We start from the raw sequence: 23,529 nt of genomic DNA, 5'->3' as shown, positions 1-23,529 counted from the left end.
GGCTTTCTGCATCAGCTCAAAATCTCCTCATTCGGCGGCCGCGACATGCCGGCGGCTTATGCCGCGCATGAATTCATCGAGGGCTGCGACCTGCTCGCGGGCGAGATGCAGGCCGCGCTTGGTCCGGCGCCACAGCACATCCTCTGCTGTGACGGCCCATTCGTTTTCAACGAGATAGCGAACCTCGGCCTCGTAGAGGTCGCCGCCGAAATTGCGGCCGAGTTCGGCATTTGACTTGGCAAGTCCGAGCAGAACCTGAGCGCGCGTCCCGTAGAGCCGCGTCAGCCGCCGGGCGAGGCGCGCATCGAGGAACGGATAGGCAGCCTTCAGCTTGGCCACCTGCGCATCGAAACCGGTGGCCGGGAAATCGCCGCCCGGCAGCGGCGCGTCCGACGTCCACGGCTTGCCGCGCTTGCCTAGGAAACCCTCGATCTTCTCCAGCATCGATTCCGACAGCCGGCGGTAGGTGGTGATCTTGCCGCCAAAGGCATTGACGATCGGCGCGTCGCCCTCGCCGCCATCGGCCCTCAGCACGTAGTCGCGCGTTGCTTCCTGCGCCTTGGAGGCGCCGTCATCATAGAGCGGACGCACCGCTGAATAGGTCCAGACAATGTCCGAGCGCTTGACGGGTTGCGCGAAATACTCGCTGGCCGCGGCGCAGAGATAATCGATCTCGGTATCGCTGATCTTCACGTCGTGCGGATCGCCGGGATAATCCCGGTCGGTGGTGCCGATCAGCGTGAACTCTTCCTCGTAGGGAATGGCGAAGATGATGCGGCCATCCTTGTTCTGGAAGAAATAGGCGCGCGGATCGTCGAATTTCTTGGCGATGACGATATGGCTGCCCTGCACGAGACGGACATTGTGCACATCGTTCAAGCCGACGACGCCGGAAAGCACGTGATCGACCCATGGTCCGGCGGCATTAACCAGCAGCCGGGCCTTGACCTCCTCGGTCTCGCCGTTCTGTAGATTCTCGATCTTGATCGTCCAAAGGCCGTCTTCGCGGTGCGCGCCGACAACCTTCGTCCGGGTTCGAATCGTCGCGCCACGATCGGCGGCATCGCGTGCGTTGAGCGCCACCAGGCGCGCATCATTCACCCAGCCGTCGGAATATTCGAAGGCCTTTTTGAACAGCGGCTTCAAAGGCTTGCCCGCCGGGTCGCTCGCCATGTCGAGCGTCCTGGTCGCCGGCAGCAGTTTGCGGCCGCCTATGTGGTCGTAAAGGAACAGGCCGAGCCGGATCAGCCAGGCGGGACGCAGGCCCTTGGCATAAGGCAGCACGAAGCGCATCGGCCAGATGATGTGCGGCGCGTTCCTCCACAGAACCTCACGCTCCATCAGCGCCTCGCGCACCAGGCGGAATTCGTAGAATTCGAGGTAACGCAGGCCGCCATGGATCAGCTTGGTCGAACCGGAGGAGGTTCCGGAGGCGAGGTCGTTCATCTCGGCCAGAAAAACCGAAAACCCGCGCCCAACGGCATCCCGGGCAATACCGCAGCCATTGATGCCGCCGCCGATTACGAAAATGTCCCGGACTGAAGTTGTGTCCACTTAATTCCTCCACGATTTCGCATTGCACCATTTTTGGTCTTTTGCGAAACCGTGGCGGAATTATTTCGAACTAATAACGAATGTCAAACGAAATATCAAAACGCCGTGAGACGGCCGTGACCAGTCTCAGCCGAGCGACGTCTCGATCAGTTGAACTTCGGCCTCCTGGCAGATCTTGCGCACCGACGCGATGTCGCAACGGTCGGTGATGAAGGTGTTGACCTGCGACAGGTGGCCGATACGCACCGGCGCCGTGCGCTCGAACTTGGTCTGGTCGGAGACCAGGATGACGTGCCTGGCATTGGCAATGATCGCCTGCGCCACCTTCACCTCGCGAAAGTCGAAATCGAGCAAGGCGCCGTCATGGTCGATGGCCGAAGCACCGATGACGGCGTAGTCGACCTTGAACTGCCGGATGAAATCGACCGCGGCTTCGCCGACGACGCCGCCGTCCGAGCCGCGCACGACCCCGCCGGCGATCACCACCTCGATCGAAGGATATATGCGCATCCTGTTGGCAACATTGATGTTATTGGTAATGACCATGAGGCCGCTGTGATCGAGCAACGCCTTGCTGACCGCCTCCGTCGTGGTTCCGATGTTGATGAACAGCGAGGCATTGTCGGGAATCAGCCTTGCCGCTGCGCGGCCGATCGCTTCCTTCTCATCCGCCGCGATCTTGCGCCTCGCCTCATACTCCATGTTCTCGATCCCGGAAGGGAACAGTGCGCCTCCATGGATACGCGAAAGCAGTCGCTGGTCGCAGAGATCGTTGAGATCCTTGCGAATGGTCTGCGGCGTCACATTGAAATGAGTGGCCAGGTCATCGACCAGCACACGGCCATGGTCCTTGGCCATCTGGATGATCTCGGCATGGCGCGGAGACAGATACATAGGCAAGCTCCCGTTTTCGTTTTTCTTGTCTATAGACGAAAGCGAAAGCCATGAAAAGGTATAAGCCGGCTAACAGAAATTACCCGATCGCCAAGGCAAAGCCGAAACGCAACGCCATCAGGGCTGGACCACACCATTCCTGGCGATTTCGGTGATGATAGCAAAAGCAGCGTCGACATCACCAGCTGTCGTTTCGAATTGGCCGACCTGGAACCGTATTGCCACCTGGCCGTCCAGCCTCGTCTGTGTCAGGTAGATACGTCCATCGTCGTTGATCGCATTGACCAGTCGCAGATTGTGCTCGTCGGCATCAGCGCTTGAGGTCGTTTTGTGCCGGAACGAAAACAGCGACAGCATCGGTTCGCTGACAATCTCGAAATCTGGCTCTCCTGCCAGCCGTGCGGCAAGCCCCTCGCTCCACGCGACATGGTTGCGGATCATGGCGCGCAGGTTTTGCAGCCCGTGGGCGCGCAGCAGGAACCACAATTTCAAGGCGCGGAAGCGCCGGCCGAGCGGCACCGACCATTCGGAATAGTTGATGATGCCGTCACGTCCGTGCGTCTTGAGGAATTCGGGCTTGACCGCCAGTGTGCGCACCAGGTCTTCCGGCTGTCGCAAGAACTGGATGGAGCAGTCGAACTGCGCGCCCAGCCATTTGTGCGGGTTGAAGACGACAGAATCCGCTTGTTCGGCGCCGGCCCAGAAATGACGATACTCCGGGCAGATCATTGCCGATCCGGCCCAGGCGGCATCGACATGCAAATAGAGCCCATGCCGGCGCGCCACACCGGCGACCGCGGCGATATCGTCCGTGCCGCCGATGCTGGTTCCACCGACGCTGCCTATGATGCCGGCAGGCAGCATTCCAGCCGCACGATCAGCGACGATTGCCGCTTCCAGCGCTGCTGTATCCATGGAGCGGAAGCGGCCGCTGACGGGAATGCGCACCAGATTGTCCTCGCCGATGCCCGAAACCCATATCGCGCGGTCGATCGAAGTGTGCACCTGATCCGAGGAATAGACGCGCAGCCGTGCCTGGCCGGCCAGTCCCTTTTTGTTGCCTTGCCAATCCAGCGCCCGCTCGCGCATGGTCAGCACGGCATTGAGTGTCGCCGACGAGGCGGAATCCTGGATAACGCCGGAGAATCCTTCGGGAAGGCCGAGCGCCTGGCGCATCCAGTCGACGGTGCGTGTTTCGAGTTCGGTCGCAGCCGGCGACGTCTGCCAAAGCATGCATTGCGCGGCCATCGCCGACACCAGATACTCGGCCACCACCGAGACCGGCGCCGCGTTGGCCGGGAAATAGGCGAAGAAGCGCGGATGCTGCCAATGCGTCATCCCCGGCACGATCTTCTCCTCGAAGTCGGCGAAGATCTTGTCCATCGGTTCGGCGTCTTCGGGCGGAGAGGCTTCGATGCTCCCGAAAATGTCGCCCGGATCGACCAGCGGCCGCACCGACCGCTCGCGCAACGAATTGCGATAGTCGGCGCCCCAGTCGGCGGCACGCTGCGACCATTGCCGGAACTCGTTGTTGTTCATCCTGTCCTCCCGACATCGCAAATCCGGCACCCCTGGCCCGGCTCTCGAATTCCACCATTAATTAACATGTAAAATAGATTCAACGGCTGTCGCGCACCGCGCCGCGCCCTGAAGCGCATCGCATTTGATCGGATCGACGGCGATGCGCTTTAGGTCCTTGTTTTCATGCATGTCGTTCGCCCAAAACCGGGGACGCTTGGGCGACATGCATTAGCCCGGGAAATCCGGCAGGCTGGCAAAAGCCGTCTTCAACGCATTCGACCAGCCATCGGAGATCGTGCGGTAATACTGGTCGTCCTGACCGATCCGCTTCTTCAGGCCAACCTTGAAAATATCCTTCTCCAGGAACAGCAGGTCGAGCGGCAAGCCAACCGACAGGTTCGATTTCAGCGTCGAATCGAACGACACCAGGAGCAGCTTCACCGTCTCGGCCAGGCTCATGGTCCGCTCATAGGCGCGAATGATGATCGGCTTGCCATATTTGGTCTCGCCGATCTGAAAGAACGGCGTGTCGTCGGTCGACTCGATGAAATTGCCCTCGGGATAGATCATGAACAGCCGCGGCGGACTGCCCTTGATCTGTCCGCCGAGGATGAAGGAGGCATTGAAATAGGAATCGGCCTTCTCGCCGGCGGGCGAGGAATGCGCGATCACCTCCTTGACCGTGTCGCCGACCAGCCGCACCGTCTGGTACATGGACGGTGTGTCCAGGAGCTTCTCGTGACGATCGCCGACCGCCTTGGTACGCTCGTCGAGCAGGCTGACCACGGCCTGTGTCGTCGCCAGATTGCCGGCCGACATAAGCACGATGACGCGTTCGCCGGGCTGCTCCCAGACATGCATCTTCTTGAAGGTCGAGATCGAATCCATGCCGGCATTGGTGCGCGTGTCCGACATGAACACGAGCCCGCGATCGATCTTCAGGCCGACGCAATAGGTCATGGAATCTCTTCTGGCACTAATCCTTGCGGGATTACTGCTCTACCGTGACGGTGACCGCAAGCTGTTCTTCCGCCTGCCCCAGCCGAATTCCCGATACCGGCGAGGCATCGCGGTAGTCGCGGCCGGTGGCCACCTTCACATAGCGTTCGTCGGGAGAAATACCGTTGGCGGGGTCGAAGGCAACCCAGCCGAGGCCCGGGACATGCGCTTCGGCCCAGGCATGGCTTGCCGCTTGTTCGACGGCGTCCATCATCAGATAGCCGCTGATGTAGCGCGACGGAAAACCCATGGCCCTCGCAGTGGCGGCAAAGATATGGCTGTGGTCCTGGCAAACCCCGGTTTTCAGCGCCAGCGCCTCTTCCGCCGGTGTCGTCGCATTGGTGGTGCCCGGCGTGTAGGCGACGCGCTCGCCGATCATTGCCATCAGCCGATGCAGCCTTTCGATATCGGTGCCCGCGCCGACCGCTTCGGCAAGATCGCGGATGCCGCCGCCTATGGTGGTCAGCGGTGTCTCCTGCGCAAACAACCACAGCGGCGCGAAGCCGTGATGCGGCCCGCTAACGCCTGACGTGTCGCGCGTCACCACCTCGCCAGAAGCCTCGACCGTGATGAAGTCATGGTCACCCTCGACGCTCAACAGTCGGGTGTCGTTGCCGTAGTGGTCAGTAAATCGCACTTCCTCGCGCGCGCCGTCGACCTTCAGCGCCCATGACAGCACCGTCTGTGTCTGCCCGCTCACCGGCAGCAGCCGCAGCCGTTGCAGCAGATATTGCACCGGGGTGTCGTAGCGGTATTCGGTCCGGTGCGTGATCTTGAGCCTCATGGCTTCCTCAATAAAACCGGTAATCCTGCGCGATCTCGTCGCCGAGCCTGGTGTTGTCGCGAATGAAGTTGGCCAGGAACTCATGCAGGCCGGCATCAAAAATGTCCTTGATCGACCCTGCCCTCAGCATGGTCTGCGTCTTCTCCGCCGTTGCGTGGCAGGCGTGACGCTCGCCGTAATCATCGCTGAGGAATTTCAGATGTTCGGACAGGAAGCGGTAGCAGAAAGTCAGCGAACGCGGCATGCGTACGTTGAGGATCAGGTAATCGGCGATGTTGGTCGGCTTGTAGTCGGCGTCGTAGACCCAGCGGTAGGAACGATGCGCCGACACCGAACGCAGGATCGATTCCCACTGATAGTTGTCGAGCGTCGAGCCGACCCAGGAGATCGACGGCAACAGCACGTAATATTTCACATCGAGGATGCGTGCTGTGTTGTCGGCGCGCTCGACATAGGTGCCGAGTTGCGAGAAGTCGAAGATTTCGTTGCGCAGCATGGTGCCGTAGAACGAACCGCGGATCAGCGCCGTCTCGCGTTTGATCGCGTCGAGGACGCTTGGCAGGTCACGCTCGTCGATCGGCCTAGCCAGCATCCGCTTCAGTGACATCCAGGCTTCGTTGATGCTTTCCCAGGTTTCTCGCGTCAGCGCGGTGCGCACCATGCGGGCATTGTTGCGGGCCGTCTCGATCGACGACATCGCGCTCGACGGGTTCGAGGTGTCGCGCAGCAGAAAATCGGCGACGTTCGCGGCCGTGTAGTCCGAGTACTTCTGCGTGAAAGCGACATCCGAGCCGGCGCTGAGCAGCACCGAATTCCATTCCTCCGACGCGCTTTGCGTGCGGGTCAGCGCCATGCGCAGCCCGGCATCGACCAGCCGCGCCATGTTTTCGGCCCGCTCTATATAGCGGTTCATCCAGTAGAGCCCGTTGGCGGTGCGGCCCAAAAGCATGTCAGCTTGCTCCGGTGTCGGGCGAAAGGCCAATGGCGAGTGGCGAATAGCGAAGAATACGTCTCATGATTGCTGCGTCCCCCCGCTCGTCTCAATCATCCAACACCCAGGTATCTTTCGTTCCGCCGCCCTGCGAGGAATTGACCACCAGCGAGCCTTCCTTCAACGCCACGCGCGTCAGGCCACCGGGCACGATCTGGATGCGGTCGGAAACCAGCACGTAGGGCCTGAGGTCGACATGGCGCGGTGCCAGCCCCTTGTCGGTCAGGATCGGACAGGTCGACAGCGCCAGTGTCGGCTGGGCGATATAGTTGGAAGGCTTCGCGGCCAGTTTCTTGGCGAACGCCTCGCATTCCTTCTTGGTCGCCGCCGGGCCGACCAGCATGCCGTAGCCGCCCGATCCGTGCACTTCCTTGATCACCAGCTCATGGATGTGCTCGAGCACATATTTCAGGCTGTCCGGCTCGGAACAGCGCCATGTCGGGATGTTGCCGAGGATCGCCTTGCGGCCTGTGTAGAACTCGACGATCTCGGGCATGTAGGAATAGATCGCCTTGTCGTCGGCGATACCAGTGCCCGGCGCATTGGCGATGGTGATGTTGCCGGCGCGGTAGACATCCATGATGCCGGGTATGCCAAGGGCCGAATCCGGCCGGAAGGTCAGCGGGTCGAGGAAGGAATCATCGACGCGGCGATAAAGCACATCGATCTGCTTGTAGCCCTCGGTCGTGCGCATCGCGACATGGCCGTCGACGACGCGCAGATCCTGCCCCTCGACCAGTTGCACGCCCATCTGGTCGGCAAGGAAGGCGTGCTCGAAATAGGCCGAGTTGAAACTGCCGGGTGTCAGCACCGCGATGGTCGGCGCGCCCTTGGTGCTCTGCGGCCGCACCGCCGCCAGCGACTGGCGCAGCAGCTGCGGGTAGTTCTCGACCGGCCGCACCTTGATCTTCTGGAACAGCTCGGGGAACAGCTGCATCATCGTCTCGCGGTTCTCCAGCATGTAGGAGACACCCGACGGCGTGCGTGCATTGTCCTCCAGCACGTAGAATTCGTCCTCGCTGATGCGCACGATATCGACGCCGATGATATGAGTGTAGACGCCGGCCGGCGGCCGCACCCCGATCATCTCCGGCAGGAAAGCCTCGTTCCTGGCGATGAGGTCCCTGGGGACACGGCCGGCGCGCAGGATTTCCTGGCGATGGTAGATGTCGTCGAGGAAGGCGTTCAGTGCCTGCACGCGCTGTTCGATGCCTTGCGTCAGGCGGCGCCACTCATTGCCTGAAATGATGCGCGGAACGATGTCGAAGGGAATAAGTCTCTCAGACGCCTCTTGCTCGCCGTAGACGGCAAAGGTGATTCCGGTTTTGCGGAAGACGCGTTCGGCGTCCTGCATCTTCTCGGTAAGCCTGGCTGGATCCTGCTCCTTCAGCCAACGATCATAAGCCGAATACGGTCTTCTCAATCCGGAGACTTCCGGAAGCATTTCATCGAACGCTGCCAATCGCATACTCCCCTGTGACGCCATTTCACTGGCGTCGCCGGAGAAAATCAAGCGCAATCGGTGATTTGGGAGGTCCGGTTGATCAGTATGTCGCGCCTGCCTAAAATTGAGGCAGCTGAAATACGGCCTTGATCAGGCTTTGCCTCGCGCCCGGGCACATGCATCCCCGGCTAGAAGGCGCGAAACGTGACGACCGTGAACGTGTCCTTGATGCCGGGGAGAATCTGCACCTTCTCGTTGACGAAGTGGCCGACATCTTCCTCATCGTCGACATAGAATTTGGCGAGTAGATCGTAGTTGCCGGCGGTGGAGTAAATCTCCGAGGCGATCTCGGCATCGGCAAGCGCGCTGGCGACCTCATAGGATTTGCCCAGCTCGCATTTGATCTGCACGAAAAACGCCTTCATGGCTTCGTCCCGCTAAACGTCCAAGTCCAAGCGGCCCTTCTGGCAGACTGGAGGCGGCCTTTCAAGCATTGGAATCCGTACTTAGCCGACACGGGCACTGGCCACGGCCTCGCGCAGCTCCGCAACCGGCATGACATTCCAGTGGCGAATATTCGCAATCGGTGAAACCGGGATGCATCGCCAAGCGTATGTTATCGTGGGTCTTCGGACATCATTTTTGAGGGACCATTCCGAGGAACGACGGAGACAGGCCATGCGCCGCGCTTTTTTCGCATTCGCAGTCATTCCATTCATCTTCATATCCTCGGCCTTTGCCGGCGATGCCGAAATCAAGGCTGGCCAGGCTGTCATCGATGGCCAGTTGAAGGCCCTCCTCGCTGATGATGGCGCCAAGGCCTACAGCTTCGCCGCCCCGAACGTGAAGCAGGTGTTCCCGACCGTCGATGCCTTCATGAACATGGTGACCAATGGCTACCCGCCGGTGCGCAAGCCACAGTCCTATGCCTTCGGCAAGGTCGAACAGACGGGCCCGGGTTCGATCATCCAGCAGGTGCTTATCGTCGGCCCAGACGGCAAGGATTATGAGGCGGTCTATACGCTGCAGCAGCAGCCCGACGGCACGTTCCGGATTACAGGCTGCAGCCTGCGCGCATCGAACTCGTTGAGCACCTGAGGTTTTACAGGGCGGGGATGTCGCCCCTCGCCCAGCCCTCCGTGATCTCGGTCCCACGCGTCTCGAAGCTCCCGGTCTCGATCCCGGCTCGAATGTCCTGCATCAGCTTCTGGTAGTAGGAAAGATTGTTCCAGGTGAGCAGCATCGCGCCAAGCGCCTCCTGCGAGCGCACGAGATGATGCAGATAGGCGCGCGAATAATCCCGCGCTGCCGGGCAGTCGCTTTCCTCGTCCAGCGGTCGCGGGTCGTCCGCATGGCGCGCGTTGCGCAGATTGACCTTGCCGCGCCTTGTATAGGCAAGGCCGTGCCGGCCGGCCCGCGTCGGCATGACGCAATCGAACATGTCGATGCCGCGCGCCACCGATTTCAGGATATCGTCAGGCGTACCGACACCCATGAGATAGCGCGGCTTGTCATCAGGCAGTTCCGGACAGGTGATGTCGAGCATCTCGAGCATCACCGCTTGCGGCTCGCCGACGGCCAAGCCGCCGACCGCATAGCCCTTGAGATTCATCGCGCTCAGCGCCTGCGCCGAGCGCACCCTGAGCGCCGCGTTGTCGCCGCCCTGCACGATGCCGAACATCGCCCTGCCGGGCTGGTCGCCGAACGCCACCTTGCAGCGCTCGGCCCAGCGCAGCGACAGCTCCATCGCACGCTCGATCTCCTTCAATTCAGCCGGCAGCGCCGTGCATTCGTCGAGCTGCATCTGGATATCGGAATCAAGCAGCCCTTGGATCTCGATGGAGCGCTCCGGCGACATCTCGTAGGCTGCGCCATCGATATGTGAGCGGAAGGTGACGCCCTTTTCGGTCAGCTTCCTCAGCTTCGACAGCGACATCACCTGAAAACCGCCGCTGTCGGTCAGGATCGGATGCGGCCAGCGGGCGAATTCATGCAGGCCGCCGAGCCGCGCCACGCGCTCGGCGCCCGGCCGCAGCATCAGGTGATAGGTGTTGCCCAGGATGATGTCGGCGCCGACGCCGCGCACCTGGTCCATGTACATGGCCTTGACGGTGCCGCCGGTGCCGACCGGCATGAAGGCCGGCGTGCGGATTTCGCCGCGCGGCATGTCGATGACACCGCGCCGCGCCTTGCCATCGGTCGCCAGAACCTTGAAGCTGAACGGCTTAGCCATTGAATTCCTTGTCATGAACCGGCGCGTCAGGCGCCTGCCTGTCGAGCGACTGGCGGTATTGCACGCAGCCGCGCATGAATTTTGGCCAGGGCGGCACGGCGATCGACGGCTCGGTCTTTTCAGGCAGCAGGTCCCACAAATCCGGGTGATGCCAGCAGAGATCATGGCCTGACGTGTCACGATGCGCGCGAATGCCGGCGCGCAGCTTTTTCACTTCGGCGATCAGGCCTTCGCGATCGAGGGCTTGCAGATCATCGTCCATCGCTCATCTCCGCTCGATAAAGCAGGCTTGCGTCTCCATAGGAGTAGAACCTGTACCGGTTCGCAATGGCATGCGCATAGGCGGCACGCATTGTGTCGAGACCGCTGAAGGCCGAAACCAGCATGAACAGCGTCGAGCGCGGCAGATGGAAATTGGTTATCAGCATGTCGGCCGTGCGAAAACGGTAGCCGGGCGTGATGAAGATGTCGGTCGGGCCTGACCAGGCAGCGAGCGAAGCGTCCTCACGCGCGGCACTCTCAAGCAGGCGAAGCGAGGTCGTGCCAACGGCAATGATGCGTCCGCCCCTCACCTTGGCCGCGTTGAGCGCGTTGGCAGTCGCTTCACTGACCGAACCGATCTCGGCATGCATCTTGTGATCGGCGGTGTCGTCGGCCTTGACCGGCAGGAACGTGCCGGCGCCGACATGCAAAGTCACGAAGTGGCGTTCGACACCCCTGGCGTCGAGAGCAGCAAAAAGCTCCGGCGTGAAATGCAAGCCGGCGGTAGGGGCGGCAACAGCGCCTTCCTCCCTTGCATAGATGGTCTGGTAGTCGGCCCGGTCGCGCTCATCGTCATCGCGCTTCGAAGCGATGTAGGGAGGCAGAGGGATGTGACCGACGGCGTGCAGCGCTTCGTCGAGGAAAGGCCCCGACAGGTCGAAGCCAAGCAGCGCCTCGCCGCCCTCGCCTTTCTCGACAACGGTGGCGTCGAGCTGGCCCAGGAAACAGGAATTGCCGTCATGACCGAAATGGATGCGGTCGCCGGCGGCGATACGCTTGCCGGGCCGCATGAAGGCCAGCCAACGGTCCGGCGCCACGCGCATATGCAGTGTCGCTTCGACTTGCGCCGCCGCTTCGCCGCGCCGCCTGATGCCTTTGAGCTGTGCCGGAATGACCTTGGTGTCGTTGAACACCAGCACGTCGCCGGCCCTGAGCAGGGATGGCAGGTCGCCAACCGCCCGGTCTTCAAGCTCTTCGCCTGGCTTGACCACCAGCATCTTGGCGCTGTCGCGCGGTTCTGCCGGGCGGAGCGCGATGCGCTCCTCCGGCAGGTCGAAGTCAAAGAGATCGACGCGCATCAGTATAGCCGGACGAGCAGCGCTCCGACCAGCAGCAGCACCGCGCCGGCGACCCGGCCGAGCGAGATCTCGCGCACCGCGACACCAAGGAAGCCGACGCGATCGATAAGCATGCCGGCCAGCAGCTGGCCGGCGACCAGGAACGCCATCAAGGCGGCGGCCCCGATGCGCGGAGTCAGGATTGTGGAGAGCGTGACATAGAAGCCGCCGAGCATGCCGCCGGCGACGAACAGCCACGGCGCTGGCGCCTTCCAGTCGAGCGAGATGCCTTGCAGCTTCACCACCGTGACGGAGATGATGCCGAGCACGATGGCGCCCGACAGGAACGAGAAGGCAGCAGCCGCGACCGGGAGACCCAGGCCGCGAGCCAGCTGCGAATTGATCGGGGCCTGAATGGCAATGAAGGCGCCGGACAGGATGCCGAGAAGCGACCAGACGACGCCCATCATTTTCGTTTCGCCTTACTTCACGTCCGCCGCGACCTTCAGCGACACGATCTTGTCGGGATCGACAACCGGCTCGCCGCGCTTGATCTTGTCGACATTGTCCATGCCTTCGATGACCTGGCCCCAGACCGTATACTGGCGGTTGAGGAAAGCGGCATCGTCGAAGCAGATGAAGAACTGCGAATTGGCCGAGTTCGGGTTCTGCGCACGCGCCATCGAGCAGGTGCCGCGGCCATGGTTGGCGTTGGAGAACTCAGCCTTCAGGTCCGGCTTGTCGGAACCGCCCATGCCCGCGCGCGAAGGAGCAAAGGTCGGCTTGTTCGAATTGCCGAACTTCACGTCGCCGGTCTGCGCCATGAAGCCGTCGATGACGCGGTGGAAGACCACGCCGTCATAGGCGCCTTCCCTGGCCAGTTCCTTGATGCGGGCGACGTGGCCGGGAGCCAGGTCGGGGAAAAGTTCGATGACGACCTTGCCCTTGGTCGTTTCCAGGATGAGCGCGTTCTCGCGGTCCTTGATCTCAGCCATGTCAGATATCCTTTTTCTCAAAAAACAGAATTATTTGTCCGCGGCGATGCGCACCTTGATCATCTGGTCCGGGTCGGTGACCGTACCGTTGTCGGCCTCGTCACCCTTCTTGATCTTGTCCACCAACTCCATGCCGCTGACGACGTTGCCGACGATGGTGTACTGGCCGTCGAGCGGCGGCGCCGGCGCGAACATGATGAAGAACTGCGAATTGGCGGAGTTCGGATCCTGCGAGCGGGCCATGCCGACCACGCCACGCTTGTAGTGCTCGGTCTGCGAGAACTCGGCCGGCAGGTCGGGCAGGTCCGAGCCGCCGGTGCCGACGGCTTGCGAGTTGAAACCCTTCTTCATGTTGCCGAACTTGACGTCGCCGGTCTGCGCCATGAAGCCGTCGATGACGCGGTGGAAGGCGACATTGTCATAGGCATGGTCTCGCACGAGCTTCTTGATCTGCGCGACATGCTTGGGCGCCAGGTCGGGCCGCAGCGCGATCGTGACGTCGCCGTCCTTCAGCGTGATGATCATGGTGTTTTCGGGATCTGCGGCATAGGCGGAAACGGAAGCGGTCAAAAGACCGGCGAGCACGACAAGGAACGAGGCGAGCCTTTTCAGCTGCATGTGTTTTCTCCGAGGCTTATTTCGCGAATTTGGCGGTGAGCGCGCCAGCAACCGCCGCCGGCACGAAGGGGCGGATGTTGCCGCCCATCGAGGCTATCTGCCGTACAAGTGTGGCGGTAATGGTGCGTACCGACGGGCTGGCGGGCAGAAAGACCGTCTGCAATTCAGGCGCCATGGTCTCGTTCATGCCGGCCATCTGCATCTCGTAGTCGAGATCGGTGCCGTCGCGCAGGCCGCGGATCATGATCGAGGCACCCTGCTTCCTCGCGGCATCGATGACAAGCCCGTCGAAGGCGACCACCTTGATGCGGGCGCCATCGCTGCCAAATTCGGCTTTCGTGGCGGCTTCGATCAACTGGACCCGTTCCTCGAAGGAGAACAGCGGCTTCTTGCCGGGATGAATGCCGATCGCGGCATAAACGATGTCGGCAACCGCCAGCGACGCCTTCAGCACATCGAGATGGCCGTTGGTCAGTGGGTCGAAGGAGCCGGCATAAAGGGCGATGCGTTCGGTCATGGCAGGTGCTTCTAGCGAGCCTCTCTCGCAAAGGCAAATCCGATCGGCGCGCTGGCCGTGAACCTTTTCCGGCGCATGAACGACAGATGAACACGCTGATCACGAAGCCTTCACGCAGCGTTCACTAGGTTGCACCTTAATAAGATGAAACCAAAATCCCATCTATCCGTTGTAAGGCGCAGGAGAACACGCACATGCTGATCTACATGCTCGCCACCGCAATGACCGTCGCCATGCTGATCGCCACCGTATTCGGGCTGCATCAGGAGGCACAACGCGTCCGCGTCAAGGTAACCACCAAGCGCTTCGAAGGTTTCGGCCCGCGCAAGCCGTATCGTCACTACTAGGTCATTCCACACTTGCTGCCGCGCCGGCCAATGGGCCGGCGTTGCTATGTCAAAAACCGGTCCAGGGCTTACTCAGCGCTATCCGAGCCAGTATCCGCCACCGGATCGGACTCAGAGCCACTCTCGACGGTTTCTTCGCCCTCTTCCTCCGCTTGCGGCTCCGAGATCCGCTCGACCGAAACCACCTTCTCACCTTCAGCCGTATTGAAGATGGTCACGCCCTTGGTGGCGCGGCTGGCAAAACGGATGCCGTTGACGGGCACACGGATGACGGTGCCGCCATCCGACACCAGCATGATCTGGTCGTCATTGCCGACCGGGAAGGTTGCCACCAGCCGGCCGATCTCGGCCGTTTTCGACACGTCGGTGGCCCGGATGCCCTTGCCGCCACGTCCGGTCAGGCGGAAATCGTAGGAAGACGAGCGCTTGCCGTAGCCATACTCGGTCACCGTCAACACATACTGCTCATGTGCCTTGAGGAACTCGTAGCGTTCGTCGGAAAGCTCCGTCTCCTCGCCGATTTCTTCGTTGGTCAGCGCAATCTCTTCCTCTTCACCGGCCGCTACGCCGGCGGCAGCCCGCCGTTCGGCCGCGGCCCGCTTGAGATAGGCCGCACGCTCGGCCGGCGAAGCGTCGACATTCTCGATCACCGACATCGAAATGATGCGGTCGGTTTCGGCCATGGTGATGCCGCGCACGCCGACAGAGTTGCGGCTCTGGAAGACGCGCACGTCGCCGACGGAGAAGCGGATGCACTGGCCGGAACTGGCGGTCAAAAGCACATCGTCATTGTCGGTGCAGGTCTCGACGCCGAGAATCTCGTCGCCCTCCTCCTCCAGTTTCATGGCGATCTTGCCGTTGCGGTTGACCTGGACGAAGTCGGATAGCTTGTTGCGGCGCACGGTGCCGCGCGTGGTGGCGAACATCACGTCGAGTTCGCCCCAGCTTGTCTCGTCCTCGGGCAGCGGCATGATGGTGGTGATGCGCTCGCCCTGCTCCAGCGGCAGCATGTTGATCAGCGCCTTGCCGCGGGACTGCGGATTGCCGATCGGCAGCCGCCAGACCTTTTCCTTGTAGACGATGCCGCGTGAAGAGAAGAACAGCACCGGCGTATGCGTGTTGGCCACGAACAGCCGGGTGACGAAATCCTCTTCCTTGGTCGACATGCCGGAGCGGCCCTTGCCGCCGCGGCGCTGCGCCCGGTAGAGCGACAGCGGCACGCGTTTGATGTAGCCGGAATGGCTCACCGTCACGACCATGTCCTCGCGCTGGATCAGGTCCTCGTCTTCCATGTCCGCGCCGCCGTCGGTGAGCTCGGTGCGGCGTGGCGTGCTGAACTCGTCGCGCACGGCGGCGAGTTCATCCTTGACGATCTGCTGGACGCGCGCGCGCGACGACAGGATGTCGAGGTAATCCTTGATCTCGTCGCCGATCGTGTTCAGCTCGTCGGCGATTTCGTCGCGGCCGAGCGCCGTCAGGCGCTGCAGGCGCAGTTCGAGGATAGCGCGCGCCTGTTCCTCGGACAGATTGTAGGTGCCGTCCTCGTTGATGCGGTGGCGCGGATCGTCGATCAGAAGGATCAGCGATTCGACATCGCCGGCCGGCCAGCGCCGCTCCATCAACTGTTCGCGCGCCGTCTGCGGATCGGACGCGGTGCGGATCAGCTTGATGACCTCGTCGATATTGGCGACGGCGATGGCGAGACCAACCAGCACATGGGCGCGGTCGCGCGCCTTGCGCAGCAGGAATTTCGTCCGCCTTGTGATGACCTCCTCGCGGAAGGAGACGAACGCCTTCAGCATGTCGGTCAGGTTCATCACTTCCGGCTTGCCGCCATTCAGCGCCACCATATTGGCACCAAACGAGGTCTGCAGCGGCGTGAACCGGTAAAGCTGGTTGAGGATGACGTCGGCGACGGCATCGCGCTTCAGCTCGATGACGACGCGATAACCCTGGCGGTCGCTTTCGTCGCGGATGTCGGAAATGCCCTCGATGCGCTTGTCGCGCACCAGTTCGGCCATCTTCTCGATCATCGAGGCCTTGTTCACCTGGTAGGGAACTTCGGTGATGATGATCGATTCGCGGTCATTGCCGCGCTGCTCGATGTTGACCTTGCCGCGCATCACGATGGAGCCACGGCCGGTCGAATAGGCGCTGTAGATGCCGGAACGACCAAGCACGATGCCGCCGGTCGGGAAATCGGGGCCCGGAATGATCTCCATCAGCGCCGGCAGGTCGATCGCCGGATTGTCGATCACGGCGATCGCGCCATTGCAGATTTCGCCAAGATTGTGCGGCGGGATGTTGGTGGCCATGCCGACGGCGATACCGCCGGAGCCATTGACCAGCAGATTGGGAAAGCGCGCCGGCAGAACCTTCGGTTCGGTGTCCGAAGCATCATAAGTGTCCTGGAAGTCGACAGTGTCCTTGTCGATATCCTCCAGAAGCTCATGCGCGACCTTGGTCAGCCGCGATTCTGTGTAGCGCATCGCCGCCGGCGGATCGCCGTCGATCGAGCCGAAATTGCCCTGCCCGTCGATCAGCGGCACGCGCAGCGACCAATCCTGCGCCATGCGCACCAAGGCGTCATAGATCGAGGCGTCGCCATGCGGATGGTATTTACCCATCACGTCGGCGACCGGGCGCGCCGACTTCACATATTTGCGGTTCCAGTGGTAGCCGCTCTCATGCGCCGCATAGAGGATGCGGCGATGCACCGGCTTCAGGCCATCGCGCACGTCGGGCAGCGCACGGCTGACGATCACGCTCATGGCGTAAGAGAGATAGGAGCTCTGCATCTCCTCGATGATGGAGATGGGCTCGATGCCGGTGGGGCCGCCGTCGGCGCCGCGCGGGGGTTTTTGGTCGGTCAAATCGGATCACAATCTAATCAGGAATCACTGACCGCTTATATAGGAAGCAGCGCCGAAACTCCAATATTCCCAGCACTTTTCCAGTGTCATTTTTGGTGGTAATTTCAAAAGGATACCGCTGATTGCGACGATATGGCCACAACGCTTTTCGCCGCCACAAGGCAAAAGCCGGCAATGGACCGTTTTCCCCAAGCGAAAGCCGCAAGCACGATGAATCGGAGCCGGTGGCTGCCTTTGCGAACGTTGAGCGGCTGGCAGCCCCGGCATATCAATGGCGATCTGGTCGCGGGTTTGACACTGGCCGCGATCGCCATTCCCGAGCAGATGGCAACCGCCCGGCTCGGCGGCTTTGCTCCCGAGGTCGGCTTCTTGGCTTTTGTCGCTGGCTCGGTGGCATTTGCCCTGTTTGGCGCCAATCGCCACCTCTCGGTTGGCGCGGATTCGACCATCACGCCGCTATTTGCCGGCAGCCTGGCGCTGCTCGCCACATCCGGCTCGCCGCATTATCTGGCCCTGGCAGCCATGCTGGCATTGATGGTCGGGTTGATCGTGACGCTGAGCGGCATCTTTCGCCTCGGCTGGATCGCCGATCTCCTGTCGGTGCCGGTCACGACGGGGTTTTTGGCCGGCATCGCCGTCCACATCATCCTCTCGCAAATGCCAGGGCTTCTCGGCCTGCCTGCCGAGAGCGGCGGGACCTTGCGGCGTATCGGCGAGACTGCCGGCAGTCTCCATCTCACCAACCCATGGGCCCTCGGGCTCGGCTTTGGCGTGTTCGCGATCGTGTTCTGCTCGGAACGGATCAGCGCCCGCATCCCTGGCGCCTTGATCGGCATGGTCCTTGCCACGCTTGCGGTCGTCGTCCTCGGCCTTAGGGATCACGGCGTCGAGGTGCTCGGCGCCCTGCCAAACGGCCTGCCGCGCGCCTCCCTGCCGGAGGCCGGCCTCGATGATGTACAGGCGCTGGTTCCGCTTGCGCTGCTGATCGCCATCGTCGTCATGGTGCAGACGGCCGCCACCTCGCGTTCCTTCGCCTCGCAGCAGGACGACGCCCCCGACGTCAACCGCGACTTCGTCGGCGCCGGCGCCGGGAGCATCGTGTCAGGCCTGTTCGGCGCCTTTGCCGTCAATGCCAGCCCGCCGCGCACGGCAATCGTCTCCCAGTCGGGTGGCCGCTCGCAACTGTCCGGCCTCATTGCCGCGGCGATCGTTCTGGCGCTCGGCGCCTTTGGCGGCGGCCTGCTCGCCAATGTTCCACAGGCCGCCCTTGCCGGCGTCCTGATGTTCGTTGCCCAGCACATATTGCGCTGGAAGGTGTTCGCCAATGTCTACCGGCAGGCGCCGGTCGAATTCGTATTGATCCTGGTCACCATGGCGGCAATCGTGGTGTTGCCGATCGCGACCGGCGTGGCGGTCGGCATCGGCCTGTCACTGCTGCACGGGATCTGGAGCGCGACCCGCACGCTGCCGATCGAGTTGGAACAGGTGCCGGGCACCTCCGTTTGGTGGCCACCAGGTAAGCCCGGTGCCGGCGAACAACTCTCGGGGGTGCTGGTGGCGGCGTTCCAGGCGCCGCTGTCCTTCGTCAACGCCGACCGCTTCAAGCGCGGCCTTTGCGATCTCATCGACGCCCGCAACGAAACCGTGAAACTGGTCGTGTTGGAGGCCAGCAACATCGTCGAAATCGACTACACCGCCGCGCAGGCGCTGAAAGACACCATCGTCCATTGCCGCAAGTCAGGCGCTATTTTTGCCATCGCCCGGCTGGAATCGCTGCGCGCGCAGGCGGCTTTGGCGCGGTTTGGCATTGCCGAACTCATCGGCCCGCAGCGAATCTTCCATAGCGTCGATGCGGCGATCAAATCGCTTGGTCCGGGGACACGGCAGCAGCAAGAGCAGGATAGAGTGCCATGATCGACCCCCGAGAACCCTTTGTCACGCCGATGCCCGTCGCGGACCTTAGGCCGACGCAGATAACCGTCGGCATGCGGGAAGTTGCGTTGAAACGCCAGATGATCCGGGAACAGGACGCCCAGAAGAAGACCGGCGCTTTTCTCGGCAGACACATGGTGCCCGTCGTATTGGGTCCCAAGAATCGAAACTACGTCACCGATCACCATCACCTCGCTCGCGCCCTGCTCGAGGAAGGCGTCAAGGACGTGCTTGTGACCGTGATCAGCGACCTGTCCGCGCTCGACAAGGACGCGTTTCTTTTCGTGCTCGATAACAGAGGCTGGATGCACCCGTTCGACGAGAACGGCCGGCGCCGCGATTACTCGGCAATTCCGAAGACAATCGGCGAGCTGATCGATGATCCCTATAGGAGCATGGCCGGCGAGTTACGCCGGCAAGGCGGCTTCGCCAAGGACACGACGCCGTTCAGCGAATTCATCTGGGCGGATTTCCTTCGTCGGCGCATCGACCGCAATGCGGTTGCGAAGAACTTCGACAAGGCGATGAAAGAGGCGTTGACGCTCGCCAAGGGCAAGGACGCGGACTATCTGCCGGGCTGGTGCGGACCGACCTCGGATTGATCGTGCCTCGGCTTATGCATGGCCCGAAAATGACCTCGGTTTTGGAAGAACGACATGCATGAAAGCAAAACCTAAAACGGGTCGCATGAATCCGTTTCAACGCGACGCGCTTTAGGTGCGCGCATGCCGGTGCTGCCTGACCGGCGAGCGCGATAATCGCCTGGCGTCTCCCCCATGACGCGCCGGAACCGGCGATTGAACGTCGACAGGTCGTTGAAGCCGGCGTCGAAGGCGACCGCCGAGATCGCATCGTCCGACAGACGCAGCCGCACCGCTGCCCGGTGCAGGCGGGTCTTGAGCAGGAACTGGTAGGGCGTCATGCCGGCAACCTGCCGGAAAATACGCAGGAAATGATAGGGACTGGTCGCCGTCTCATCCGCCAGTGCCGAGAGCGAAACGGGGCTGTCGGCATCCAGTTCGATCCGCCGCACGGCTTCGGCCACCCGTTTCTGATCGCGGCGGCTCGGCGTGCGCGGGACAGCCGTGGCGCCGGAAGTCGTGGTCACGGCCGCGCCCGCCATGCGCAGGGAAAGTTCCTGGAAGGCATCCTTGTCGGCCATCTCACGCGCGGCTTCCGCCTCGGCCAGCAGCGGTGCCAAAGCTGGCAAGGGCGGCAGGCGCGGCACCTCGAAGGCGACGGTTCGGGCGCCCGGCACGCCGGCGGCGATCCGTTCCATATAGGCCGGTCCAAAATGGAACGAGAGGCAACGGTCGCCGCTGCCATGCTCGTGCCCGCATTCATAGCATGTGCCGGAATTGCCGAGCAGCAGTGCGCCCGGCGCCAGCATCGCGGTGCCTTGCTGCGTACGGTAGCGGAACGTGCCGCTGGTGACCGCCGCGACGCAGAAATCCTGATGGGATTCCTCGAACGGCCGGTCGCCGGCGCCGGCCGTGCAGATCACGTCCGCGACGTGCCAGCCGGGTCCGAATGCGAGGGTGCGGGTCGTCGCCGTCATGGCCGAAATATAGCAATTTTTCCCAAGCCCAGAACCCCGTCGGCGCCTACTCCTCGCGGTCTCCTGACAGAAAGAGACCGCACCCATGTTCGACCCCTTCGCCGAAGCCCTGCACAGTCCCGGACCGGTCGGCGGGCTTGCCGAAAAACTGAATCTCTACGGCCGCTTCGTCGGCGCCTGGACCTTCGACGCCTCGCGTCACCTCGAGGACGGCAGCGTGCTGACCGGACGCGGTGAAGTGCATTTCGGCTGGGTACTGGAAGGCCGCGCCATCCAGGATGTCTGGATCCTGCCCGCGCGCGGCACCGGCCCCTCGCCGTCGCTCGGCAAGTGGACATTCTATGGCACGACGCTGCGGGTCTATGATCCCGGCGCGGACGCCTGGCACATCTTCTGGAGCGATCCACGCAGCCAGTATTTCAGCCGCCAGCTCGGCCGTGCCGAGGGCGACACGATCGTGCAGGTCGGCGCCGACGGCACCGGTTCCTCGGTGCGCTGGAGTTTTTCGCGGATTACCGAGAATTCCTTTCGATGGCTCGGCGAGCGCTCGCACGACAATGGCGCGACCTGGCGGCTTGAAGTCGAGTTCCTGGCGCGGCGAGAGACAACAACCTGACGTCGCAACACTTTGTAACAATGGAGAAAACCATGTTCGACCATATTTCGATCGGCGTTCGCGACAGCAATGCCTCGAAGCGCTTCTATGACGCAGCGCTGGGACCTCTCGGCTATAGCTGCCTCAGCCAGTCACCGGGTTCGTTCGGTTATGGTGCCCAGAGTGTCGCGCTATGGGTCAACGAGGCGGCGCGGCCAGTAGCGGCGGACGGAGAATCCGGCCTGCATTTCTGCTTCGCCGCACCAACGCGGGACGGCGTCGATGCCTTCCATGCCGGTGCGTTGCGCGAAGGCGGAATCGACAATGGCGGTCCGGGTCTTCGCGCCGACTATGGTGAAAACTACTACGCTGCCTTTGTCGTGGACCCGGACGGCTATCGCCTGGAGGCCTATTGCAACGCTGCTGGCTAACCCTGCCGGGAGCCGTGCTTTCGCAGTCCTGACTGTTCCCACCGACCGGGCTTTGCTCTACCAATGTGGAACGGGCTCGGCCCGGCGGGAGGGATCAGCGATGCCGAGTTTCGACAGCCTGTTCAATGCCTTCGTCACCATTCTCGTGACCATCGACCCGCCCGGGCTGGCACCATTGTTTCTGGCCGTGACGCGCGGCATGAACCGCGAGGAGCGCCAGCAGGTTTCGGTGCGCGCCTCGGTCATCGGCTTCCTGGTGATGGCGCTGTTCGCGGTTGCGGGCGCCTCCATCCTGTCGGTGTTCGGCATCACCCTGCCGGCCTTCCGCGTCGCCGGCGGCTTTTTGCTGTTCTTCATCGCCTTCGAAATGGTGTTCGAGCGCCGGCAGGACCGCAAGGAGAAGATCGGCGACGTCGCCATCACCAAGGATATGATCCACAACATCGCCGCCTTCCCGCTGGCGATCCCGCTGATCGCGGGCCCCGGTGCGATTTCGGCGACGGTGCTGCTCTCCGGCTCGTTTCAGGGCTTCGCCGCGCAGGCCGCACTCGTCGGCATCATCTTCGTCTGCCTGGCCATCACCTATCTGGTGTTCGTGCTGTCGGAACGCATCGACCGCATCCTTGGCCAGACCGGCCGCTCGATCCTGACCCGCCTGCTCGGTGTCATCCTGGCCGCGCTGGCCGTTCAGTTCGTCGCCGACGGCATCAAGGCATTGATGGTGGGATGAGCGGCAGTCTCTACTGCCCTACTTCGCCGACGTGTCTACAACCTCAAAATCATGCGTGATCGTGGCCGTCTTGGCCATCATTGCCGAGGCCGAGCAGTATTTTTCGATCGACAGGTCGATCGCCCGCTTGACCTTGTCGGGCGAGAGCGCCCTGCCCTTGACGATGAAATGCATGTGGATGCGCGTGAACACCTTTGGCTCGGTTTCGGCCCGGTCGGCATCGAGCTCGACCACGCAGTCCTCAACCGCCTCACGGCCTTTTTCCAGGATGTGCACGACATCATAGGCCGAACAGCCGCCGGTGCCGATCAGCACCAGTTCCATCGGGCTCGGGCCCGGTGTCTTGCCTTCAGGTCCGGACGCCGTTCCCAGCACCAGCTTGTGACCGCTGCCGGACTCACCGACGAAGGTGCGCTCCTCGACCCATTTTACCCGTGCCTTCACCGCTTTGTCCTTTCAGTCCCAGATCGCACCTGCTGTCAGGCCAAATCAACAACGCAAAACCCCGAAAGTCCATCAGGACCCTCGGGGCGTATCGATCACGTAACGTCAGTCACCTGGCGACGTCAGCCGTTCGGCATTGCTTTCGATCAGAACGGGATCTCGTCATCCAGCTCGCGCGACGAACCACCGCCACCGCCGCCCCTGGGAGCGCCGCCGCCACGGTTGAAGCTTTCGTTCGGGCCGGATTGGCCGAAATCGGAACCACGGCTGCTGCCGCCACCGGAATAACCGCCGACCTGGCCGCCTTCGCCCTGGCCGCGCGCGTCGAGCATCTGCAGTTCGCCACGGAATTTCTGCAGTACGACTTCCGTCGTGTACTTGTCGGCGCCAGTCTGGTCCTGCCATTTGCGCGTCTGCAACTGGCCCTCGACATAGACCTTCATGCCCTTCTTCAGGTACTGCTCGGCTACCTTGGCGATGCCCTCATTGAAGATGACGACATTGTGCCACTCGGTCTTTTCCTTGCGCTCGCCGGAATTCTTGTCGCGCCAGCTTTCCGACGTGGCGATGCGGATGTTCACGACCGGCTCGCCCGAGTTCAGGCGACGAATTTCCGGATCCGCGCCAAGATTGCCGACCAGAATGACCTTGTTGACGCTACCCGCCATGATTTTTCTCCGCGCTCATCCGAAACAAATTTTTGTCGCAGCACCTTACAGGCTGCGCACGTCAGCCGCCTGCTAAGGCTGG

26 protein-coding genes are annotated in these 23,529 nt (G+C 62.2%); 7 read left to right on the top strand and 19 right to left on the bottom strand.

Translation table 11 applies throughout. The features are described 5' to 3' along the window. Window positions 1–27: 27 nt before the first annotated feature. The 8 genes from glpD to EB231_RS20115 form a co-directional block, all read right to left on the bottom strand. Window positions 28–1,554 carry a glycerol-3-phosphate dehydrogenase gene (glpD, locus tag EB231_RS20150; RefSeq protein WP_172350405.1) on the bottom strand — a complete coding sequence of 509 codons (1,527 nt, stop codon included), beginning with the start codon at window positions 1,552–1,554 and terminating at the stop codon, window positions 28–30. A gap of 126 nt (window positions 1,555–1,680) precedes the next feature. Further along, window positions 1,681–2,448: a DeoR/GlpR family DNA-binding transcription regulator gene (locus EB231_RS20145; RefSeq protein WP_172350404.1), complete on the bottom strand. Its 768-nt coding sequence runs from the start codon at window positions 2,446–2,448 to the stop codon at window positions 1,681–1,683. A gap of 117 nt (window positions 2,449–2,565) precedes the next feature. After that, window positions 2,566–3,987: a pyridoxal phosphate-dependent decarboxylase family protein gene (locus tag EB231_RS20140; protein WP_172350403.1), complete on the bottom strand. Its 1,422-nt coding sequence runs from the start codon at window positions 3,985–3,987 to the stop codon at window positions 2,566–2,568. A 210-nt stretch (window positions 3,988–4,197) separates the two neighbouring features. Continuing rightward, window positions 4,198–4,929, bottom strand: a complete 732-nt coding sequence (locus tag EB231_RS20135) for a peptidase (RefSeq protein ID WP_172350402.1) — start codon at window positions 4,927–4,929, stop codon at window positions 4,198–4,200. Between the two features lie 31 nt (window positions 4,930–4,960). Continuing rightward, window positions 4,961–5,752, bottom strand: a complete 792-nt coding sequence (locus tag EB231_RS20130) for a transglutaminase family protein (protein WP_172350401.1) — start codon at window positions 5,750–5,752, stop codon at window positions 4,961–4,963. Between the two features lie 7 nt (window positions 5,753–5,759). After that, a complete protein-coding gene (locus EB231_RS20125; protein ID WP_172350400.1) occupies window positions 5,760–6,701 on the bottom strand; it encodes an alpha-E domain-containing protein in 942 nt (313 codons plus the stop codon). Window positions 6,702–6,792: 91 nt separating this feature from the next. Further along, window positions 6,793–8,205 (bottom strand): circularly permuted type 2 ATP-grasp protein, encoded by a 1,413-nt coding sequence (locus EB231_RS20120; protein WP_056576849.1) that lies wholly within the window; start codon window positions 8,203–8,205, stop codon window positions 6,793–6,795. Between the two features lie 170 nt (window positions 8,206–8,375). Further along, window positions 8,376–8,612, bottom strand: a complete 237-nt coding sequence (locus tag EB231_RS20115) for an Lrp/AsnC family transcriptional regulator (RefSeq protein WP_010909609.1) — start codon at window positions 8,610–8,612, stop codon at window positions 8,376–8,378. Window positions 8,613–8,865: 253 nt separating this feature from the next. On the opposite strand from EB231_RS20115, the gene EB231_RS20110 reads away from it, so the two are divergent. Further along, window positions 8,866–9,285: a DUF4864 domain-containing protein gene (locus EB231_RS20110; RefSeq protein WP_172350399.1), complete on the top strand. Its 420-nt coding sequence runs from the start codon at window positions 8,866–8,868 to the stop codon at window positions 9,283–9,285. A 4-nt stretch (window positions 9,286–9,289) separates the two neighbouring features. Here EB231_RS20110 and tgt read toward each other — a convergent pair whose 3' ends face one another. The 7 genes from tgt to coaD all read right to left on the bottom strand — a co-directional run bounded on the left by tgt (window position 9,290) and on the right by coaD (window position 13,869). Next, window positions 9,290–10,420 (bottom strand): tRNA guanosine(34) transglycosylase Tgt, encoded by a 1,131-nt coding sequence (gene tgt, locus EB231_RS20105; protein WP_172350398.1) that lies wholly within the window; start codon window positions 10,418–10,420, stop codon window positions 9,290–9,292. Next, window positions 10,413–10,682, bottom strand: coding sequence for a hypothetical protein (locus EB231_RS20100; protein ID WP_172350397.1), 270 nt, complete (start codon window positions 10,680–10,682; stop codon window positions 10,413–10,415). Before EB231_RS20100 ends, tgt begins: the two co-directional genes overlap by 8 nt. Continuing rightward, the gene (gene queA / locus EB231_RS20095) at window positions 10,672–11,760 is read right to left on the bottom strand and encodes a tRNA preQ1(34) S-adenosylmethionine ribosyltransferase-isomerase QueA (protein ID WP_172350396.1); all 1,089 of its coding nucleotides are present in this window, start codon (window positions 11,758–11,760) and stop codon (window positions 10,672–10,674) included. Before queA ends, EB231_RS20100 begins: the two co-directional genes overlap by 11 nt. Continuing rightward, window positions 11,760–12,209: a DMT family transporter gene (locus EB231_RS20090; protein ID WP_056576832.1), complete on the bottom strand. Its 450-nt coding sequence runs from the start codon at window positions 12,207–12,209 to the stop codon at window positions 11,760–11,762. Before EB231_RS20090 ends, queA begins: the two co-directional genes overlap by 1 nt. A gap of 12 nt (window positions 12,210–12,221) precedes the next feature. Continuing rightward, entirely contained in the window at window positions 12,222–12,734 is a 513-nt protein-coding gene (locus tag EB231_RS20085) for a peptidylprolyl isomerase (RefSeq protein WP_056576829.1), read from the bottom strand. Window positions 12,735–12,764: 30 nt separating this feature from the next. Next, window positions 12,765–13,259 (bottom strand): peptidylprolyl isomerase, encoded by a 495-nt coding sequence (locus EB231_RS20080; protein WP_445299323.1) that lies wholly within the window; start codon window positions 13,257–13,259, stop codon window positions 12,765–12,767. A 109-nt stretch (window positions 13,260–13,368) separates the two neighbouring features. Continuing rightward, a complete protein-coding gene (coaD, locus tag EB231_RS20075; protein WP_172350394.1) occupies window positions 13,369–13,869 on the bottom strand; it encodes a pantetheine-phosphate adenylyltransferase in 501 nt (166 codons plus the stop codon). A gap of 194 nt (window positions 13,870–14,063) precedes the next feature. Here coaD and EB231_RS20070 point away from each other — a divergent pair, with 194 nt between their 5' ends. Continuing rightward, the gene (locus EB231_RS20070) at window positions 14,064–14,216 is read left to right on the top strand and encodes a hypothetical protein (protein ID WP_172350393.1); all 153 of its coding nucleotides are present in this window, start codon (window positions 14,064–14,066) and stop codon (window positions 14,214–14,216) included. 68 nt (window positions 14,217–14,284) lie between these two features. Here EB231_RS20070 and gyrA read toward each other — a convergent pair whose 3' ends face one another. Next, a complete protein-coding gene (gene gyrA, locus EB231_RS20065; protein ID WP_172350392.1) occupies window positions 14,285–17,089 on the bottom strand; it encodes a DNA gyrase subunit A in 2,805 nt (934 codons plus the stop codon). Window positions 17,090–17,299: 210 nt separating this feature from the next. Here gyrA and EB231_RS20060 point away from each other — a divergent pair, with 210 nt between their 5' ends. Together EB231_RS20060 and EB231_RS20055 are read left to right on the top strand one after the other, a co-directional pair. Next, window positions 17,300–19,003 (top strand): SulP family inorganic anion transporter, encoded by a 1,704-nt coding sequence (locus EB231_RS20060; RefSeq protein ID WP_172350391.1) that lies wholly within the window; start codon window positions 17,300–17,302, stop codon window positions 19,001–19,003. After that, window positions 19,000–19,623: a ParB-like protein gene (locus EB231_RS20055; protein WP_172350390.1), complete on the top strand. Its 624-nt coding sequence runs from the start codon at window positions 19,000–19,002 to the stop codon at window positions 19,621–19,623. The genes EB231_RS20060 and EB231_RS20055 overlap by 4 nt, the downstream gene beginning before the upstream one ends. Window positions 19,624–19,694: 71 nt before the next feature. On the opposite strand, the gene EB231_RS20050 is transcribed toward EB231_RS20055, so the two are convergent. Next, window positions 19,695–20,579: a helix-turn-helix transcriptional regulator gene (locus EB231_RS20050; protein WP_172350389.1), complete on the bottom strand. Its 885-nt coding sequence runs from the start codon at window positions 20,577–20,579 to the stop codon at window positions 19,695–19,697. Between the two features lie 85 nt (window positions 20,580–20,664). Between EB231_RS20050 and EB231_RS20045 the strand changes: the two genes are divergently transcribed. The 3 genes from EB231_RS20045 (at window position 20,665) to EB231_RS20035 (ending at window position 22,335) form a co-directional block, all read left to right on the top strand. Next, on the top strand, window positions 20,665–21,195 hold the full coding sequence (locus tag EB231_RS20045) for a hypothetical protein (protein WP_172350388.1): 531 nt from the start codon (window positions 20,665–20,667) through the stop codon (window positions 21,193–21,195). A gap of 32 nt (window positions 21,196–21,227) precedes the next feature. After that, window positions 21,228–21,605, top strand: a complete 378-nt coding sequence (locus EB231_RS20040; RefSeq protein ID WP_172350387.1) for a VOC family protein — start codon at window positions 21,228–21,230, stop codon at window positions 21,603–21,605. Between the two features lie 100 nt (window positions 21,606–21,705). After that, complete coding sequence (locus EB231_RS20035) at window positions 21,706–22,335, top strand: MarC family protein (protein WP_140773427.1); 630 nt, start codon at window positions 21,706–21,708, stop codon at window positions 22,333–22,335. Window positions 22,336–22,353: 18 nt separating this feature from the next. On the opposite strand, the gene EB231_RS20030 is transcribed toward EB231_RS20035, so the two are convergent. Together EB231_RS20030 and EB231_RS20025 are read right to left on the bottom strand one after the other, a co-directional pair. Then, on the bottom strand, window positions 22,354–22,779 hold the full coding sequence (locus EB231_RS20030; RefSeq protein ID WP_172350386.1) for an OsmC family protein: 426 nt from the start codon (window positions 22,777–22,779) through the stop codon (window positions 22,354–22,356). Between the two features lie 146 nt (window positions 22,780–22,925). Next, entirely contained in the window at window positions 22,926–23,447 is a 522-nt protein-coding gene (locus EB231_RS20025; protein ID WP_056576800.1) for a single-stranded DNA-binding protein, read from the bottom strand. Window positions 23,448–23,529: the final 82 nt, after the last annotated feature.

Origin of the sequence: Mesorhizobium sp. NZP2298, assembly GCF_013170825.1 — a bacterium.
Classification (GTDB): domain Bacteria; phylum Pseudomonadota; class Alphaproteobacteria; order Rhizobiales; family Rhizobiaceae; genus Mesorhizobium.
This window is presented reverse-complemented; position numbering and strand designations above follow the sequence as displayed.

Bases quoted from the DNA above. Each gene is read 5' to 3' on its own strand.
- EB231_RS20045 (WP_172350388.1), top strand. From the start codon at position 20,665: ATGTTCGACCCCTTCGCCGAAGCCCTGCACAGTCCCGGACCGGTCGGC.
- EB231_RS20145 (WP_172350404.1), bottom strand. From the start codon at position 2,448: ATGTATCTGTCTCCGCGCCATGCCGAGATCATCCAGATGGCCAAGGAC.
- EB231_RS20035 (WP_140773427.1), top strand. From the start codon at position 21,706: ATGCCGAGTTTCGACAGCCTGTTCAATGCCTTCGTCACCATTCTCGTG.
- tgt (WP_172350398.1), bottom strand. From the start codon at position 10,420: ATGGCTAAGCCGTTCAGCTTCAAGGTTCTGGCGACCGATGGCAAGGCG.
- EB231_RS20025 (WP_056576800.1), bottom strand. From the start codon at position 23,447: ATGGCGGGTAGCGTCAACAAGGTCATTCTGGTCGGCAATCTTGGCGCG.
- EB231_RS20050 (WP_172350389.1), bottom strand. From the start codon at position 20,579: ATGACGGCGACGACCCGCACCCTCGCATTCGGACCCGGCTGGCACGTC.
- EB231_RS20040 (WP_172350387.1), top strand. From the start codon at position 21,228: ATGTTCGACCATATTTCGATCGGCGTTCGCGACAGCAATGCCTCGAAG.
- EB231_RS20080 (WP_445299323.1), bottom strand. From the start codon at position 13,259: ATGATCATCACGCTGAAGGACGGCGACGTCACGATCGCGCTGCGGCCC.
- EB231_RS20125 (WP_172350400.1), bottom strand. From the start codon at position 6,701: ATGCTTTTGGGCCGCACCGCCAACGGGCTCTACTGGATGAACCGCTAT.
- EB231_RS20140 (WP_172350403.1), bottom strand. From the start codon at position 3,987: ATGAACAACAACGAGTTCCGGCAATGGTCGCAGCGTGCCGCCGACTGG.
- EB231_RS20110 (WP_172350399.1), top strand. From the start codon at position 8,866: ATGCGCCGCGCTTTTTTCGCATTCGCAGTCATTCCATTCATCTTCATA.
- EB231_RS20090 (WP_056576832.1), bottom strand. From the start codon at position 12,209: ATGATGGGCGTCGTCTGGTCGCTTCTCGGCATCCTGTCCGGCGCCTTC.
- queA (WP_172350396.1), bottom strand. From the start codon at position 11,760: ATGCGCGTCGATCTCTTTGACTTCGACCTGCCGGAGGAGCGCATCGCG.
- EB231_RS20100 (WP_172350397.1), bottom strand. From the start codon at position 10,682: ATGGACGATGATCTGCAAGCCCTCGATCGCGAAGGCCTGATCGCCGAA.
- EB231_RS20055 (WP_172350390.1), top strand. From the start codon at position 19,000: ATGATCGACCCCCGAGAACCCTTTGTCACGCCGATGCCCGTCGCGGAC.
- EB231_RS20060 (WP_172350391.1), top strand. From the start codon at position 17,300: ATGAATCGGAGCCGGTGGCTGCCTTTGCGAACGTTGAGCGGCTGGCAG.
- EB231_RS20130 (WP_172350401.1), bottom strand. From the start codon at position 5,752: ATGAGGCTCAAGATCACGCACCGGACCGAATACCGCTACGACACCCCG.
- EB231_RS20085 (WP_056576829.1), bottom strand. From the start codon at position 12,734: ATGGCTGAGATCAAGGACCGCGAGAACGCGCTCATCCTGGAAACGACC.
- EB231_RS20135 (WP_172350402.1), bottom strand. From the start codon at position 4,929: ATGACCTATTGCGTCGGCCTGAAGATCGATCGCGGGCTCGTGTTCATG.
- coaD (WP_172350394.1), bottom strand. From the start codon at position 13,869: ATGACCGAACGCATCGCCCTTTATGCCGGCTCCTTCGACCCACTGACC.
- EB231_RS20070 (WP_172350393.1), top strand. From the start codon at position 14,064: ATGCTGATCTACATGCTCGCCACCGCAATGACCGTCGCCATGCTGATC.
- EB231_RS20115 (WP_010909609.1), bottom strand. From the start codon at position 8,612: ATGAAGGCGTTTTTCGTGCAGATCAAATGCGAGCTGGGCAAATCCTAT.